Raw genomic sequence first — 15,402 nt, 5'->3', positions numbered from 1 at the left:
AATATGATATTCTGTGTGTATGCCAAAAATCGTGGACCATGAGAAAATGAAGAATATTATCGCTGAAGCAACTTGGAAAATCATTAGCGAGAAAGGCATTCATCATGCAACGTCAAGAACGATTGCGAAGGAGGCCGGACTATCACAAGGAGCTTTAAGACATTACTTTTCAAAACAAGAGAGCCTATTAGCGTTTGCGATGGAGTTAGTTAAGGAAAAGGTACTTATTCGGCTAAGAAATCTGAATGCAAGAGAACTGGCGCCTCAAGAAAGAATTGTTGAATACTTGCTTGAGCTAGTCCCGACTGATGAACAAACATTATTGGAAATGGAGGTTTGGTTTGCCTTTGTAACCTATGGAAAAACGCAAAAAGGGTTCGATACCAATTATGAGGACCTCCAAAACGCAATCAAGAATTGCATTATATACTTGAAAAATGAAGGTCTTCTGAGCACAACCGATGAAGAGAAGGAACAAGAAAAACTGTATGCCTTTATCAATGGAATGGCTCTCAATTTGTACCTAGAGCCGGATAAGATAAATCGAACACGAAGCAAAGAAATGATACAAGACTATATCCATTGGATTATACGTTAAAGGAAAGCTTGACGCATAAATCGGGGAGTTAAGTCAGCTGGTCAGAGCCAAGCAGAATACACTTTCCGTGCCTGTGTCCTATTCGGGCGTGCATGGATTGATACTCTTGGGGTCCACAGCTGCCTGCTGTGTAACCAATTGCAGAACCCAATCTACAGCTGGAGCGACTGGATTAGTTATGAGGAGAACCCGGTAGCGACTGGGGGAAAATATTAAGTGTTCATTTTGTATATTTGAAAAAGGAAAAGCCCGCGATTTTTGCGGGCTTTTTTAGCGTGCACCAATAACGAAACGTTTAGCGCACGGTATCGCTTTTCCGAAGGTCGGTTGGAATTAACTCTGCTTCTTCTTCGCCGTAAAGCTTCTGCATATGCTGCACATGTCCGACTCCCCAGTCGCTCATGGTTTGGAGCACGGGCTTCATGAGTTGTCCGTACTCCGTAATTGAGTATTCGACCTTTGGCGGAATTTGCGCATACACTTCACGATGCACAATGTCGTGATATTCCAGTTCTTTTAACTGCTGAGTCAGCATCTTTTTCGAAATATCCGGAATGGCTTTTTGTAATTCACTGAACCGCATTGTACCGTTGTTCAACAGGCGCAGAAGAATCAATGATTTCCATTTGCCTGTGAGGATGTCCAGCGCGGTTCCGAATTTGCAATACACCGTCATTCTTATTCCTCACTTTCTGGCCATGTCGAGGTTTACTTTTGGTTACCTGGTTAGGATAAAGTGCCTACTTCCTGATTGGCCTTACTCACTTTAGTATAGAGGCAGATGTTGAAATCGAACAAGTGAGGGGACAAGAAAAGATGAATGTGACGTTATGGATCGTACAAATCATTTTGGCGGCAGGCTTCATATATTCGGGATGGATGAAAACCGTTCGTATCGAGTCGTCCAAAAAGACATGGGCCTGGGTGAATAATGTGCCGAAAACTCTAGTTGTTCTGATCGGAATTGCGGAGCTCCTCGGAGCGCTGGGCCTTGTATTGCCGTGGGCACTGAACATCGCTCCGGTGCTTACGCCGATTAGTGCAATTGCTTTGGCTGCAGTCGCACTGCTCGGGATGCTGTTTCATATTCAACGAAAAGAGTACCGGGAGATCGGTGTAAATATCTTTTTTGTAGTACTGGCGTTGATCGTTGCAATGGGAAGACTGTAAAAGTTATCCATTATGAACTGAAATGCAGTGGATCGCCGGCACGTACAAAGTGGATACTCCAAAGTAAGGCTATATCCGGGTAGCTGGAGTAAATAGATTCGTCAAGCGGAGAACCCCTTGCTACTGAGATAAATAAGCGAAAAAAAGCCCACGAGAATTGCGGGCTTTTTTTCGTACATATACCCATGTCTAATTTTCTAGAGAAGATTCTTGATGATAACGATTCTAAACCTGTAATGTACACATATGAAAATGTATAGTTCAGAATATATGAGACTTATCTTCTTATATATTTTTTAAACAGACAGATTCTCAACTTCATTCTGAACCTTACTGATATAACGATAATAATCTCGAGCACTTTGGTTTATCTCTTCATCAGTCGCTTGAAAAGATGCACCGAAAACTGCAAAATACGGCAATGCTATCGCGCCCACATGATTGATACTGGCTTTGAAAGGCGCAGTCACTTCGTCTATAGTAAAAGAGACGGAACCTTCCGGCGAGTAATTTTCTTTTTTATCCCCAATCGACATGGCGAGGCTCAGCTTTTTCCCGTGCAGTTTATTGCCCGATGATCCATACGCCCATCCGTAGGTAAAAACATCATCAAACCACTTTTTGAGCAAAGGCGGATAGCTGTACCAATATAGTGGAAACTGCAGGATGATATGATCATATGCTTCGAGCAGCTTCTGTTCTCTGGTAACGTCGATGTTCCAATCCGGATATGCTTTGTAGATCTCATGGATCGTAATTTCAGCCGCATGCTGCTCAAGCTCTTCTTTCCATCGCCGATTTACTCTTGAAACGTCGATATTCGGATGTGCCAGGATCACGAGTGTTTTCATTGTTGTACTTCCTTTCTTGGTTCAGGCTAACCCTTTTGTTTGAATAACGCCATTATCATATAGGCCTGACAAAAAGAAAATACACACAATAAAGTAAGATGGTTACTTCGAGGTGTGTATGGACTTCATCAGCAAAGTTGTGAGAAAATGAACAGTTATACCGCATCAACAAGATGTAACCTGAACGAGGTGAACTGTCTTGAAACAATATAATCTGGGAATCGAAGCAACCCTCGAGATTATCGGCGGCAAGTGGAAAGCGCTAATTGTATGCTTATTAATGTCAGGTGTGAAGAGGACAAGCGAGCTGCAGCGCAGTATTGACGGCATTTCGCAAAAGGTCCTGATTCAGCAATTACGCGAGCTTGAGAAGGACGGTCTTGTCAGAAGACATGTGTATCAGCAGATGCCGCCAAAAGTGGAATACAGCCTTACGGAGTATGGGGTCACCGCCAACAAGATTGTGGATGTGATGTGTGCATGGGGACGGGAAAATATAGCATTAAGACAGCAGCAGGGAGAAGAAATTATGCTTTTGGAAAATAAAGAGTCTGTTCTTGACTCGCTACCCCTTGATTCGATAATTGAAAAGAAGGAGAACTTGAATTGAAAAACTATCTCGTATTTGGTGCAAGCAAAGGACTTGGAGATGCCTTCGTCAGAGGTGTTCCCGAGCAGGGAGACAAGGTCTGGGTCATCTCTCGCAGCAGGCCTGACAGTTTAAACCTGAATGACGGCGTAGAACGCGTATGGATACAGGCAGATCTGTCCGATCTCCATGCAGCCCAAGTGGTCACAGGCGCACTCCAGAACGAAACATTGGATGTTCTCATTTACAATGTGGGCATTTGGGAAAAGGAAGGATTTGAGGAACACTACTCGTTTGATCAAGACGCTCCAGCGGATATCTCTAATCTGATACATGTAAATATCACATCGGCGATTGTAAGCATTCAGGCATTACTGCCCCATCTCCGGCAATCGACAGCCGGCAAAATCATTCTGATTGGCTCCACTGCCGGTCTGAATAATTCAAATAATACTCAGGTTTCATTTGTAGCTTCCAAATTTGCCATTCGAGGAATTACGGAAGCCTTGCGGGAACACACGAGACACGATGGCATTGCCGTTACGTGCATCAACCCCGGAGAGCTTGCAGCTGCAATCCCTTATGAAGAGGGAAGTGAACGTGCACTTGCTGAATATAATGGCACACGTATCCCCCTCCAGGATATGGTCTCCATCGTCAAATGCATCGTGAACCTGTCCAAGGCAGCCTGCGTAAAAGAAATCAATATTCCTGCGATAACAGATACAAACGCATAATGAGAGTTTTCATGCGAGTCCGGCTCGAATTTATGAAGAACCCTTATATAGGGTAAATGAATAACAGATTGATTCAATACAGTAAAAAGCCCGTTTAGCAACGGGCTTTTTACCTTTCCATTACGAAATTCAATTTTACGCTGACAAGTCACTTCGAAGTGGTCCTCGTCAGCAGCTCCACCAGTGCCCGCAGCGAATAATTGGAGGTTGAACACAGCTGTATGCTCCCGGCCTGCTGCGGTAGAGTGGCGTCATCATATGGATTGCGCAGCACCAAATTCAGCAAGGGCTTAACCGAAGCCAGTGCCTCGGCAAGCGCCAATTGACCTGTGAACAGATGAGCATTAAGGGTACCCTGGATAACGACATCCGCAGCCGCAGCCTGCTGCACGAGTGATGTAATCTCCTCCGCATCAGGCTTCATAGCACAGTAGCGTGTCACCACGGTCAATCCTGCATCCTTCAAAAGTGATGCCAGCCTGATCTCGGCTGCACCACTGTTATCCGCCTGGGTCAGCTGCTCCTGCTGCGGCAGTATCAGCAAATAGTTCAGCGAAGTCTTGAGCGGAAGCAGGCCCTGGGGGTCCCGGGTAACCTTCAGTGTTTTTCGAGCCAGATTGAGTGCCTCCTCATCCCACTTCTCCCTTGGAATGGGCTGTGCAGACGCTTCGTAGTCTTGGAATTTACCATATAGCTGCCGGATACGATGAACGGACTCGTCAATTCGCGCTTCGTCGATCCGCCCATCCTGCACGGCGGCCAGAATGCCCGCAATAACCCGGCTCTGGTACTCTGGCGTATGACACATGAGAATCATATCGTTACCTGCCTGGACGGCCAGTACGCCTACTTCATCCGGACTGAAATGATTGCGTATGGCTCCCATCTCGATATCATCGGTGCAGATTACACCTTCAAAACCCAGCTTGGTACGCAGCAGCTCTGAGGCAAAAAAAGAACTGAGCGAAGCCGGAAGACCGCCGGATTCCGGAATGTTCGGAAACACCAGATGGCCCATCATGACCGAATCCGCTCCGGCATCGATCGCCTCCATGAAGGGAAGCAGCGGTCCTTCCATCAATTGCTCAAGCGTCAGCTCGCACGCGGGCAGAACCACATGCGAATCCCCGCTTACTTGCCCGTGACCTGGAAAGTGCTTTGCCGTCACGGCCACACCTGCTTCATGCATTCCCTCAATATAGGCACGACCGAATTGGGCTACCAGCCGCGGGTCCTCTCCGAAGGAGCGAACACCCACAACCGGATTATCAATATTAGTGTTTACATCCAGTACAGGTGCCCAGTTCATCGGAATCCCCAGCGCATTCAACTGACTGCCGATGAATTTACCGAGCAGATAGGCGGTTTCCGGGTCTTCGCTTAATCCGACTGCCCGGTTACCCGGGATATAGGGGAAAAAGGTTTTGAACTTGGACAGGGTGCCTCCTTCTTCATCTACCGAAATATAATAAGGCAACGAGCTGCCAAACTCTCCGGCTATCTTCTGCACTTCTTCGAGTAGTGCCAGCGTCTGCTGCTCACTCTCCACATTATGGGGAAAGATGCCGATTCCGCCAAACCGCTGCTGCGACATTCTCTCCCGAAATTCCGGTTCGGCACAGGTAGATGGCGTACCAACCACACACATCATGGTGATTTTATCTTCCAGACTCATCGCCTTCGGTTCAGATTCCGCATAGGTCGCATCCAGCCCCAACTCATGATAGAGTGTGCGCTCCAGATAATCATGCAGATAGAACCTCGACTTCACAAAATGCTCTGCCATATCGGACGGCTGGTAACGATCGAGTGCAGCCCTCATGCGGGGAAGAACCTTCTCGCGTCCACGGCGGTTTCTCGTGTAGTTATTCTGCAGCGAGCGCCACTCCGCATCATCTCCAGGATACAGCTCCCAGCGGTAGGCATACTTGTGGATCGCTCTGGAACGGTCTGTAGCCACCTCATAATCATGCATAATGGCAATCAGTTCCGCTTCTTCCTTATGATTCCGAACCTCGTTCAGCAGCTTCCAGATCACCTCATAATAATCCTCCAACTGATAATTGCCGATGCGAGTATGTCCGGTTACCGGATCAATGCCATGAAACAATTCCAGGAATCGGTCGATGAAGGTGGAGGCATCCGCCTTACGATTCCAGGTTAAGTCCGCATGCAGCAGCATCGGGTACCAGGTGGTTTCAAAAATACCATACGGAACACCGAGGCTGAACGGCCCCGTCCAGTTCGTGGCAACGATACAGTCAAGTTCCAGCTTGCCGGCTGTCTTGGCCCACTGAAGCAAATTGTCCGTCCGGTTTGATAATACCGGATAATTCTGATGCTCCGCCCAGTCAAAGCTGCGAACAGCCGGAGCCCCCATGACTTCAATGCCTAGCGATCTGAATTTGTCCGTATGCGAAGTAACCTCTGCTTCAATATTGCGTCCGTTATAAATCCAGATCATGGCTGCACTTCGCTGATCCAGTTTGGCCAGTTCCTCTGGCGGACATTTGTCCAGCATGTCATGCCAGAATATCGGCTGTTTCCCCCGCTCTGCTGTAAAGGCGATCAGCCGGTTCAAAAAAGCGATAAAGGCCCGTTCCCGCACGCCGCCAAATTCGACCTGGCAGCGATCGCATTCGCATAAGCTGTAGACCTCGTCACAGCCAAGATGGATATATCGCGATTCCGGGTGGGCGTCGATCATCTCCGCAAGCAGCGTGGCAATCAGCCCGAAGGACTCCGGGTGCGACGGGCAGATTTCCCCGGTGGACTGCTCTGTTTCGCGAAGGTGCCGCCAGGCTTCGTGGCGCAATACATACTCCAGATGTCCGAAGCACTGTTGAAGCGGAATAATCTCGATAAAATGTTCATGCGCCGTACGCTTCAGTTCTTCAAGCTGCGAAAGGCTTAATGCATGCTTCGAGTGTGCAAACTCTGGATGCGTACGGAATGGAAATTTATCCTCATATTCAATCAGAACTGCGTTGGTCTTATATTTGGCAAATTCACCCAAGTATTCGATCAACCGTTCCGGCTTCGAGAACGTCTGGCGCAAATCCAGGTTCATTGCCCGCACAGCCGTATCCGGCCAGTCTGATATGGACACGGCCGGGATGTCTCCATCCGGTCCACGAAGTTGGGCCAATGTCTGCAATCCGTAAAACAAACCCGCTGCATCCAGCGCACAGACCTCAGCTCTTCCGGCCGATACCTCTAACGTGTACCCTTGCGACCTCCCGTCAAGACAAGCCCATTTTTCTTCCCTTTTTGGAATGACTGAAGCGGCGGCATCAGGAGGCTGCTGGCTCTTCTCCTGTTCTTCCAGGACTTTATCAACAGTCTGATCATTCATCTCAGGCCCATGATCTCTCTGCTGTGGCTCTTGGTCCGATAAACGTTCTGCAATAAGCCAATAGCCCTTATCAATCCTTGAGGTTGTATGTTTAAGACCCGGAAATGCCCGGCGGCAATGGATCTGGAGCCGAGGATCCTCCTGCTCCAGATACAGGCTTATCCTTGCCTTGCCATCCAGCCTTAAAGGGTCTTCCTGAATTTCTGTCATTTGCTTCGGTTGCGGTATCAAGCTCAGCATCGCTCTCCTCCTATTCGTTACCCTGTGGCTGCAGCCGCCCGTTCTTCCAGCATTGCAGCATGCTCAACTTCCCACCGTTCATGTTGAAGCTAACCAGATCGGCCGGTGCTCCTGTCTCAAGTCCTGCGGCCTGTTGCAGCCCCAGGAGCTCCGCAGGATGCGCAGAAGCACAATCCCAGGCGGCAGCGAGCCCGGTTAGCCCCGTTCTCACAAGATAGCCCACCTGTTCCGGCAGCATCATCGCCGAGCCCGCGAGGAGCTGAGGTTGGTTGGCGAGGTGCAGCCGACCCTCAGCCGTCAATACCACTTCACCCCCGATATGCGGGTGGTAAGAACCGGGTGGCATGCCGCTCAGTGAAACGGCATCGCTGACCAGAATGGCGCGTTTTCCCTTCATTCGGAGAATCACTCTCAGCACGGACGACGGAAGGTGATGGCCATCTGCGATCATGCAGCCATACAGCTCATCTGCCGCGAGCTGCTCCCACAGATAATTGGGATGGCGCGGAAGCGTCAGATGCGCACCGTTGCCGAGATGGGTGGACATGATGGCCCCCGCCTGGACGGCTTCCCGGATCTGCTCAGGTGCAGCTGCCGTATGCCCAATCGAGACAAGAATACCCGATTCGCAGCATCGGGCAATAAATGAAGCGGCATTCGGCCACTCCGGTGAAAGGGTCACAATACGGATCAACCCTTCGGCGGCCTCCTGCCAGCGGCACAAGGCATCCCAATCCGGAGGAACGATATGCTGCCGTGGATGTGCGCCGCGCGGGCCGTCCTCCGGTGACAGAAACGGGCCTTCCAGATGAATGCCAGCAACGCTCGCGGTCACTTCGTGCTTCAGCCGAACAGCTTCTGCAATAGCAGATGCTGATTCAGCAAGCTGATCCAAACTGTTCGTGATGAGTGTCGGGCAGTAGCTTGTGACTCCCTGGCTCGACAGCAGCATGGTCAGCTTCAGCACCGTATCGGGGCACAGCGGAGCCGCATTCAGATCCAGACCCCAGCCGCCGTTCACCTGCAAATCAACCAGACCAGGGGCAAGCCAGGGAAGATGTTCCGCGGAAGACGTCACGGCAAGCTCGGTAACAGCAGCAATGCGTCCCTCTCTGACTCTGACCTCAATGGGCAGCCCCGTCCGGTAGTGTCTCCCAACCATAGTCACGCTCACAGGCCGAAGGCTTCCCGGTCCGTAAACATCGTAATACCGGGATGTGTACGCAGGATGGTAGCCGGACATGCCGTGCTTATCGGATCATGTAAAGCTGCCTTGAGCGCCTGACGTTTCAACGCCCCTGGAACAATGGCGAACAGTCTCTTCCCTGCCATTAGCGCCGGCACCGTCAGAGTCAAAGCCTGTTCAGGTACATCATCCAGCCGGGCAAAACAGCCATCGTTTACCTGCTGATGTCGGCAGGCTTCATCAAGCTTCACCTTTTTCACAAGCAGTGGGTCATTGAAATCAGCAACGGGCGGGTCATTGAAGGCAATATGCCCATTCTCTCCGATCCCAAGACAGATGATATCGATGGGCGCAGCACGGAGCAGCTCTCCATATCTCTGGCACTCCTGCTTCGCATCGCCCAGTCCGTTCAGCAGTTCCACCCGCCCCGGCTGAATCCGGCTGAACAGCCGTTCCGTCAAATACTGGCCGAAGCGCTGAGGAGCCTCATCCGGCAAGCCAATGTATTCATCCATATGAAAGGCACAGACCCGTGACCAGTCAATGTCCTTCTCCTGCACCAGTCCCTCATACAATTCGTTCTGCGAAGGTGCCGCAGCGAAGATCATGCGGACCTGACGCTCTGGGTCCTGCAGCAGCTGTCTTAATCGATCTCCAACCGCGGCTGCTGCGGCTCTCCCCATCTGATTCCGATCGGCATAGATCTGTACAGACATCTGCTCTACAACTTGAGTCTCCAGCGGCTGTATCAAGCCATTTACATTCATGCTCCTCATCCTCCTTCAGAAGGCTCCTCGCCCGATGCTTCATGTCCCGCATTCTGCATCAGCAGTGCCGCATGCGGCAGATCATGCCCTGCTGCATAGTAATAACCGCCATAAACGATTCTGCGCGGTTCAAAACCAACCTGCCTCCCCGGGACCACCGCTTCCGAGCCAAGCGTTATACTTCCATCTGCTCCAGTGATCCCGCTGGTATACCGTCCTGCCGAATAAGTGAATCTCCCCTCCACTTTCACACCCGTCAGCACCTCGCCAGTATCGTAATCTCTGACCTTCAGGGTGACGGATACTGCCGTTCCGTTATAAATCAGATTCATATCCGAGACAACCAGAGGCTTTAGTGAGGTACTTCCCGTTGTGACTGACACTTCATCGGTGAGCGGGCCGATGTTGCCCTGCAAGTCGCGGGCCGCAATCCGGTAGTAGTACGTCGTATCCGGCAGCAGTCCCTTATCCTGGTAGCTCAGTCCCCGGGCGAGTCCGGCGATATCCGAAGCAGCAGGCGCGAATCCTTGAACGGTGCTCCGATAAATTACATAACGCTCCACTTCCATGTTATCCGAAGCTATTCCATATTTCAGTTGTATGGTCTGATAATCAGTCGTCTCAACAGACGGCATCCCTGTAAGGGCTGAAGGGGCCTCCTGATCATCCGGCGCGGTCCAAAATATGCCGTCCGTTCCCCAATAAGAAGGCAATGCACGGTAGGAATCATAGTGATGGATGGCAATACCGCCGAAGGCGCTGCTCTGCCCGTAAGCTGTATAGACCTTATCCAGTTCGGCCTCCATATGGCTGCGGCCTTCCTCCCAGAACGTGATCGTCTCCGGATCGCCGCTGTTCGCGATATCCAGCGTCTCCACACCAATGACCACGGAATTCGGCTTGCCGATCTGGTCTGCATAAGCGAGTTCTCCAGCAGCCCCGGCAATAATCCCTGCAGAGCCATCCGCGGTATCCCGGTAATCCATGATGGAGATGTAGTCGGAGATATCCTGCACATGCTCGGAGAGCCACTTGCTGGAGCCATTCCAGACAATATTCGCACCCTGATCCGACGTGTCATACCACTTGGGCACAGCAGGGCCGAACGGCAGCCGGATACCCGCCATATTCCGGCGATCAATCATTTTTTGCAAAACGTCCAGGTATTCCTTCTGCAGGAATCGGCTTGGATCTCTAAAGTCAGGGGAAATGTACGGCTCTATATCCACATTGATGCCGTCAAATTTCTCCGGATCTGCCGCTGCTAGATTGTAATTGATAACCTGTTCCATTTCCCTCACTGCATGAGAATGATACTTCTCGTAAGCGCCCATGTAGGCCGGAGAGGTGCCTCCGGCAATTAATGCATGCACCTGTACATTTTTGCTATGAGCCCAGCTCAGGAATGAGCGCAGCTCGGCCTCCTGCTCTTCCAGTGCGTTGTACCCCGCATATTTGCCCACTGCGAGATACAGCGTCTGGACTGGGTCTTGCCCGAATGTCTGTGTATCCGTAATGAACGATTCCAGCACCTGGCGCGAACCGGGATTCAGGAGCAGTTTGTAGCTTTCCGGTTCCCAGATCCACATGGCGCGGTCCTGATCAGGCAAAGGCAAGGCTGGTTCATGCGTCCCGTTTCCAATCTGCGCATACACGGTTGGGCTGTAGCCGTACCGCTGGGGTGCACTGCTCGCTCGTGCTTCCAGACTGACGGTACGATCGCCCATTCCCGCTGTGTCCCACACGAATACATACACCGAGCCTTGCTGCACGGCCTGCTGCCATGCCCCCCGATTCACCCTCACCTCTACCAGCGAGACCGGAATCGGTGAGACAGCTTCAATCGTGACCTCTACCGGGCCGCTTAAAGGTACACCTTCGGACGGTCCAGTAATCGTGACCACAGGAACAGCCCCTGCCGGATTATCAACGGTAAGAATGGCGGGAACGCTCCATACCCCGTAGCGGGTAGATGTATCCAGCCCGCGGACGACCAGTTCCACTGACCCGTTATAGCCCGAGGTATCCAGCATGTAAGACCACGTGCCGCTGTCATCTCCATCGGGATCATTCAACAGCACTTCGTATTGAGACGTACCATTCACAAACAGCCGAATGTCATACAGGTCGGTATAACTGCCTCCGATCTCTACCATCCCTCCGTCAGACACATATCCACCTCCGGGTGCGTCCAGCGAGATGGAACCGGCTGCTCCCGCTTTACCAGGGAAGAGCATTCCAACGAATACCATACCTATCAACAAAACCATGGCCAGCCTGAATCCGGAGTACACACGCAGGTGCTGCTTTTTCATAAGCGAAGCCTCCTTTTGCCATTCTGTACTAATGGTCTAGGATCCCTGTGCCGTACATTCGCTCATTTCGCGCTCAACTGAATATTGAGAACCCGGTCATACGCTTCCTTATAAGTGCTCAGCAGCTGATCTACGCCAAGATTGTTCATTTCCTCCACATACTTCTCCCAATCCGCCAGACTTCGGGAGCCGGTCACGAATTTGGCGAAGCTCTCATCGCGGTGCTTTTTGATTGCCTGCCCGGTAATGGATATAATTTCATTTTCCCCCTCGGTAAAAGCAGGTCTCGGCTGCATGGAGGAAGGATCATATTTCACTGCTTCTTCATAGGCATGCTTCAGATCATCCGAGAACAGCGACAAATGGGCATTAAAATCAATCCAGGTATAGGTTCCGCTCGTCTGAAGCCCCGTCTGCTTGCGCATTTCAATGACATCGTTATACTCCGGCTTGAACTTGATCGTATCCCCTTCCTTAACATAGGTCTCGCCCTCTACTCCCCAACTGCTGAACGTACGCCCTTCCTCGGAATAGAAAAAGTCCATGTACTTCATGACATCATCGATGTTCTTGGAGGTGGAAGCGACCGTCAAACCACCCTCCATATAATGAAAGTACGGATTAAGCTGCTTGCCCCCGGCAATGCCGGCCGGTGGTGCCATGAACTGCATGTTGAACTCGGGATTCTCCGGCTGCATGGCATTGTTAAAGAAATCAATCCGGCTGATATAATCGATGGTCACGAATGATTTGCCTGTAGAGACCATATCCTGCCACTGCTTGGTTTGCAGTGATAGGAAATCAGGCGGAACCAGACCTTCATCGTAGAAGCTTTTCCACATCCCTACCATGGATTTATAATTGTCTTCGGTCGGTCCATAACGCCATTCTTTCTGATCAAAATCATAGTAGGCGCCTTCTCCGGTTCCATAATTCACCGTCATATTTGCATTCATCTCATCCGGGATCTGCCCGTATCGGATGGAGAGCGGGTAACTGTCCGGATATTTCTCCTTCAGCTTCTTTAGGGCCGCATGCAGTTCTTCGTAGGTCGTCGGAACCTGAATGCCTTCCTTATCGAAAACGTCCTTTCGATACATCCAAATCATGCGGTTCGTCTCACCGAAGCCCTGATTGGGGAACATATACATCTTGCCGTCGGCGGAGAGGGCAGCCTTCGCTTCCTCGGGGTATTGTTTCATCCATGCCTGCAGGTTCGGCATGTTGTCCATATGCTCCATCAAGTCAACCAGCGCACCCTGCTGTCCAAACTTGTTCGATTCCTTGCGATTCGGCATATACATCAGATCAGGCAGCGATTTGGAGGCAATTGCCAGGTTCAGGCTCTCATCCAGCTTGCCGGAAGGTGTCTGCACTTCAAGCGTGACGCCGGTCTTCTCCTTCAACCAGCCCCAAACGGGCCAGCTCTTGGAATAAGGGAATGTGGCATTGTTATCCAGCAGCGCCGTAAAGGTTTTTCCCGTTCCCTCGGAGTCCGTAAGGCCGTTCTCCCCCTGAGCATCCGTCGGCGTGCCGGAACCATTGCCGCCTCCACTGCACCCTGCTACCATCGTTACAGCAATCAACAGCGGAAGTATTGCCGATTTCCATTTGCCCATACGCTTCTCTCCCTTAATCTGAATTTGCGGTGGTTTTCTTGCCAATTAACCTTTGACCGCTCCAACCATGGCTCCCTTTACAAAATACTTCTGTACAAACGGATAAATGATCAGAATTGGCAGGGTGGACACCATGATGGTCGCATACTTGAGTGATTCCTCCACCACCATATTATCTCCACCAATGGAAGTGACGTCGCCTGAGCTTGCACTGCCGGCCAGCACCAGATTACGCAGCAGCACCTGAAGCGGAAACAAATCGGGAGATCTTAGATAGAGCAGCGGGAAGATAAAGTTATTCCACATGCCCACGGCATAGAACAGGGCAATGGTGGCGAAGGACGCCTTGGACAGCGGCACGACAATACGAATGAAGATGCCGATATCGTTCAGGCCGTCCATGCGGCCCGATTCCTCCAGCTCTTTAGGAATGCCCGAGAAGAATGTTCGCATCAGGATCAGATTCCATGTACTGACTGCCCCTGGAAGAACCATGCCCCAGACGGTATCCACCAGATTCAGGGAGCGGACCACCAGGAAGGTGGGAATCATTCCCCCGCTGAAAAACATCGTAATGACAATCAGCACGGTGAAGCTGTTGCGCAGCGCCATGTCTTTCCTGGACAATGCATACGCTCCGGTTGAAGTGACCACCAGCGAGATCAGCGTACCGAGCACAGTATAGATAATCGTATTTCGGTAAGCCATCCAGATTTGCGGATCTCCCAGCACCAGCTTATACATGCTCAGGTTGAAGCCCTTGGGCCAGAAGGAAATATTGTTCTGGATGACGTTTACGTTGCTGCTGAGGGAAACAGCCAGCATATGAAGGAACGGATAGAGTGTGATCACCACAACAAACAGCAGGACTAACGATGCCACGAGATTAAACCAGGAGAACCGGAGGGATTTCACATTCACACCTCTTTTCTACCATAGACTGGTTTCACTTAATCGGCGGCTGAGCAAGTTGGCCGTATAGATGAAGATCAGGCTGATGACTCCCATGAACAGGTCAATGGAGGCGCCATAACTGAAATTTCCCTGGACCATCCCCACCCTGTAGACATAGGTGCTGATAATATCCGCTGTATCGTAGATCGCCGGGTTCTGCATCAGGAAAACCTTCTCGAAACCAATCTCAAGCACCTTGCCGATATTCAAAATCAGCGTGATGACGATCGCAGGAGATATGCCGGGCAGCGTGACATGCCAGATTTTGCGCAGTCGGCTTGCTCCGTCCATATCAGCCGCCTCATACAGCTGCGGGTCAATGGTTGTCAGCGCGGCGAGATAAATAATGGTCTCCCAGCCGATATGCTGCCAGATCTCCGACAGGACATAGATCCCACGAAATAGTCCTGGTTCGTTCATGAAATTGATAGGTCCCACGCCAATCCATCCGAGCAGATTATTTATCAGTCCTCCGGTGGGGGAGAGGAACATAATGACCATACTTGCCACAATCACATTCGAGATAAAATGCGGCAGATAACTGACTGTCTGCACAAAACGCTTGAACGCCGCCTTACGCACTTCATTGAGCAAAATGGCAAGCAGGATCGGGGCCGGGAAGCCAAAAAACAACTTATACATCCCCAGCAGGAACGTATTTTTCATGAGCGGCCAAAAATCAGGATTCTCCAGAAACATCCGGTAGTATTTGAGCCCTACCCACTCACTGGCCCAAATTCCCTTAAACAGATTGTAATCCTTGAAGGTGATGACCAGTCCGAACATCGGTGCATAGCGGAAGATCAGATAATACAGGAGGCATGGCAGGAAGAGCAGCCATAGCGCCTTGTTTTTGTTCCAGATCCGGGTCATCCGCGCCTTCCGCCGTGACGAATGAATTAATTTTCTCCGCAGTTTGTCTTGCATTAAGCCAGCATCAGCCATCGGCATGCCCCCTCTTACTACATGATTGCAGCTCAACTAGATATGAGATGTGAGCTAACTTCCCCTGTACAACCGG

At 50.8% G+C, this 15,402-nt stretch carries 13 protein-coding genes; 4 read left to right on the top strand and 9 right to left on the bottom strand.

The window, feature by feature from the left end:
• The first annotated feature begins 19 nt into the window (after nucleotides 1-19).
• On the top strand, nucleotides 20-598 hold the full coding sequence (locus tag ABIC22_RS17225) for a TetR/AcrR family transcriptional regulator (RefSeq protein ID WP_354482600.1): 579 nt from the start codon (nucleotides 20-22) through the stop codon (nucleotides 596-598).
• 295 nt (nucleotides 599-893) lie between these two features.
• Here ABIC22_RS17225 and ABIC22_RS17220 read toward each other — a convergent pair whose 3' ends face one another.
• Nucleotides 894-1,274 (bottom strand): winged helix-turn-helix transcriptional regulator, encoded by a 381-nt coding sequence (locus tag ABIC22_RS17220; RefSeq protein WP_354482597.1) that lies wholly within the window; start codon nucleotides 1,272-1,274, stop codon nucleotides 894-896.
• 140 nt (nucleotides 1,275-1,414) lie between these two features.
• On the opposite strand from ABIC22_RS17220, the gene ABIC22_RS17215 reads away from it, so the two are divergent.
• Nucleotides 1,415-1,768, top strand: coding sequence for a DoxX family protein (locus ABIC22_RS17215; protein WP_354482594.1), 354 nt, complete (start codon nucleotides 1,415-1,417; stop codon nucleotides 1,766-1,768).
• A gap of 296 nt (nucleotides 1,769-2,064) precedes the next feature.
• Here the strand turns inward: ABIC22_RS17215 and ABIC22_RS17210 are convergent, their stop codons facing one another.
• On the bottom strand, nucleotides 2,065-2,619 hold the full coding sequence (locus tag ABIC22_RS17210) for an NAD(P)H-dependent oxidoreductase (protein WP_354482591.1): 555 nt from the start codon (nucleotides 2,617-2,619) through the stop codon (nucleotides 2,065-2,067).
• A 199-nt stretch (nucleotides 2,620-2,818) separates the two neighbouring features.
• Here ABIC22_RS17210 and ABIC22_RS17205 point away from each other — a divergent pair, with 199 nt between their 5' ends.
• Together ABIC22_RS17205 and ABIC22_RS17200 are read left to right on the top strand one after the other, a co-directional pair.
• Complete coding sequence (locus tag ABIC22_RS17205) at nucleotides 2,819-3,229, top strand: winged helix-turn-helix transcriptional regulator (protein ID WP_127538845.1); 411 nt, start codon at nucleotides 2,819-2,821, stop codon at nucleotides 3,227-3,229.
• Nucleotides 3,226-3,945: an SDR family NAD(P)-dependent oxidoreductase gene (locus ABIC22_RS17200; RefSeq protein ID WP_354482588.1), complete on the top strand. Its 720-nt coding sequence runs from the start codon at nucleotides 3,226-3,228 to the stop codon at nucleotides 3,943-3,945. Before ABIC22_RS17205 ends, ABIC22_RS17200 begins: the two co-directional genes overlap by 4 nt.
• A 148-nt stretch (nucleotides 3,946-4,093) precedes the next feature.
• Here the strand turns inward: ABIC22_RS17200 and nagZ are convergent, their stop codons facing one another.
• The 7 genes from nagZ to ABIC22_RS17165 form a co-directional block, all read right to left on the bottom strand.
• Nucleotides 4,094-7,540 (bottom strand): beta-N-acetylhexosaminidase, encoded by a 3,447-nt coding sequence (gene nagZ / locus ABIC22_RS17195; RefSeq protein WP_354482585.1) that lies wholly within the window; start codon nucleotides 7,538-7,540, stop codon nucleotides 4,094-4,096.
• Nucleotides 7,541-7,550: 10 nt separating this feature from the next.
• Nucleotides 7,551-8,714: an N-acetylglucosamine-6-phosphate deacetylase gene (locus ABIC22_RS17190; protein ID WP_354482582.1), complete on the bottom strand. Its 1,164-nt coding sequence runs from the start codon at nucleotides 8,712-8,714 to the stop codon at nucleotides 7,551-7,553.
• Nucleotides 8,711-9,493 (bottom strand): glucosamine-6-phosphate deaminase, encoded by a 783-nt coding sequence (locus ABIC22_RS17185; protein ID WP_354482580.1) that lies wholly within the window; start codon nucleotides 9,491-9,493, stop codon nucleotides 8,711-8,713. Before ABIC22_RS17185 ends, ABIC22_RS17190 begins: the two co-directional genes overlap by 4 nt.
• A gap of 5 nt (nucleotides 9,494-9,498) precedes the next feature.
• On the bottom strand, nucleotides 9,499-11,808 hold the full coding sequence (locus ABIC22_RS17180) for an Ig-like domain-containing protein (RefSeq protein ID WP_354482577.1): 2,310 nt from the start codon (nucleotides 11,806-11,808) through the stop codon (nucleotides 9,499-9,501).
• A 62-nt stretch (nucleotides 11,809-11,870) separates the two neighbouring features.
• Entirely contained in the window at nucleotides 11,871-13,427 is a 1,557-nt protein-coding gene (locus ABIC22_RS17175; protein WP_354482575.1) for an extracellular solute-binding protein, read from the bottom strand.
• Nucleotides 13,428-13,472: 45 nt separating this feature from the next.
• The gene (locus ABIC22_RS17170; RefSeq protein ID WP_354482572.1) at nucleotides 13,473-14,342 is read right to left on the bottom strand and encodes a carbohydrate ABC transporter permease; all 870 of its coding nucleotides are present in this window, start codon (nucleotides 14,340-14,342) and stop codon (nucleotides 13,473-13,475) included.
• 15 nt (nucleotides 14,343-14,357) lie between these two features.
• On the bottom strand, nucleotides 14,358-15,254 hold the full coding sequence (locus ABIC22_RS17165) for an ABC transporter permease (RefSeq protein WP_354486011.1): 897 nt from the start codon (nucleotides 15,252-15,254) through the stop codon (nucleotides 14,358-14,360).
• Nucleotides 15,255-15,402 lie beyond the last annotated feature (148 nt).

It is taken from the genome of Paenibacillus sp. PvP094 (assembly GCF_040546835.1).
Classification (GTDB): Bacteria; Bacillota; Bacilli; order Paenibacillales; family Paenibacillaceae; genus Paenibacillus; species Paenibacillus illinoisensis.
Note: the sequence above shows the minus strand (reverse complement) of the source record. Positions and strands in the feature narration are given on the sequence as shown.

Bases quoted from the DNA above. Each gene is read 5' to 3' on its own strand.
- nagZ (WP_354482585.1), bottom strand. From the start codon at position 7,540: ATGCTGAGCTTGATACCGCAACCGAAGCAAATGACAGAAATTCAGGAA.
- ABIC22_RS17175 (WP_354482575.1), bottom strand. From the start codon at position 13,427: ATGGGCAAATGGAAATCGGCAATACTTCCGCTGTTGATTGCTGTAACG.
- ABIC22_RS17180 (WP_354482577.1), bottom strand. From the start codon at position 11,808: ATGAAAAAGCAGCACCTGCGTGTGTACTCCGGATTCAGGCTGGCCATG.
- ABIC22_RS17215 (WP_354482594.1), top strand. From the start codon at position 1,415: ATGAATGTGACGTTATGGATCGTACAAATCATTTTGGCGGCAGGCTTC.
- ABIC22_RS17165 (WP_354486011.1), bottom strand. From the start codon at position 15,254: ATGACCCGGATCTGGAACAAAAACAAGGCGCTATGGCTGCTCTTCCTG.
- ABIC22_RS17220 (WP_354482597.1), bottom strand. From the start codon at position 1,274: ATGACGGTGTATTGCAAATTCGGAACCGCGCTGGACATCCTCACAGGC.
- ABIC22_RS17185 (WP_354482580.1), bottom strand. From the start codon at position 9,493: ATGAATGTAAATGGCTTGATACAGCCGCTGGAGACTCAAGTTGTAGAG.
- ABIC22_RS17225 (WP_354482600.1), top strand. From the start codon at position 20: ATGCCAAAAATCGTGGACCATGAGAAAATGAAGAATATTATCGCTGAA.
- ABIC22_RS17210 (WP_354482591.1), bottom strand. From the start codon at position 2,619: ATGAAAACACTCGTGATCCTGGCACATCCGAATATCGACGTTTCAAGA.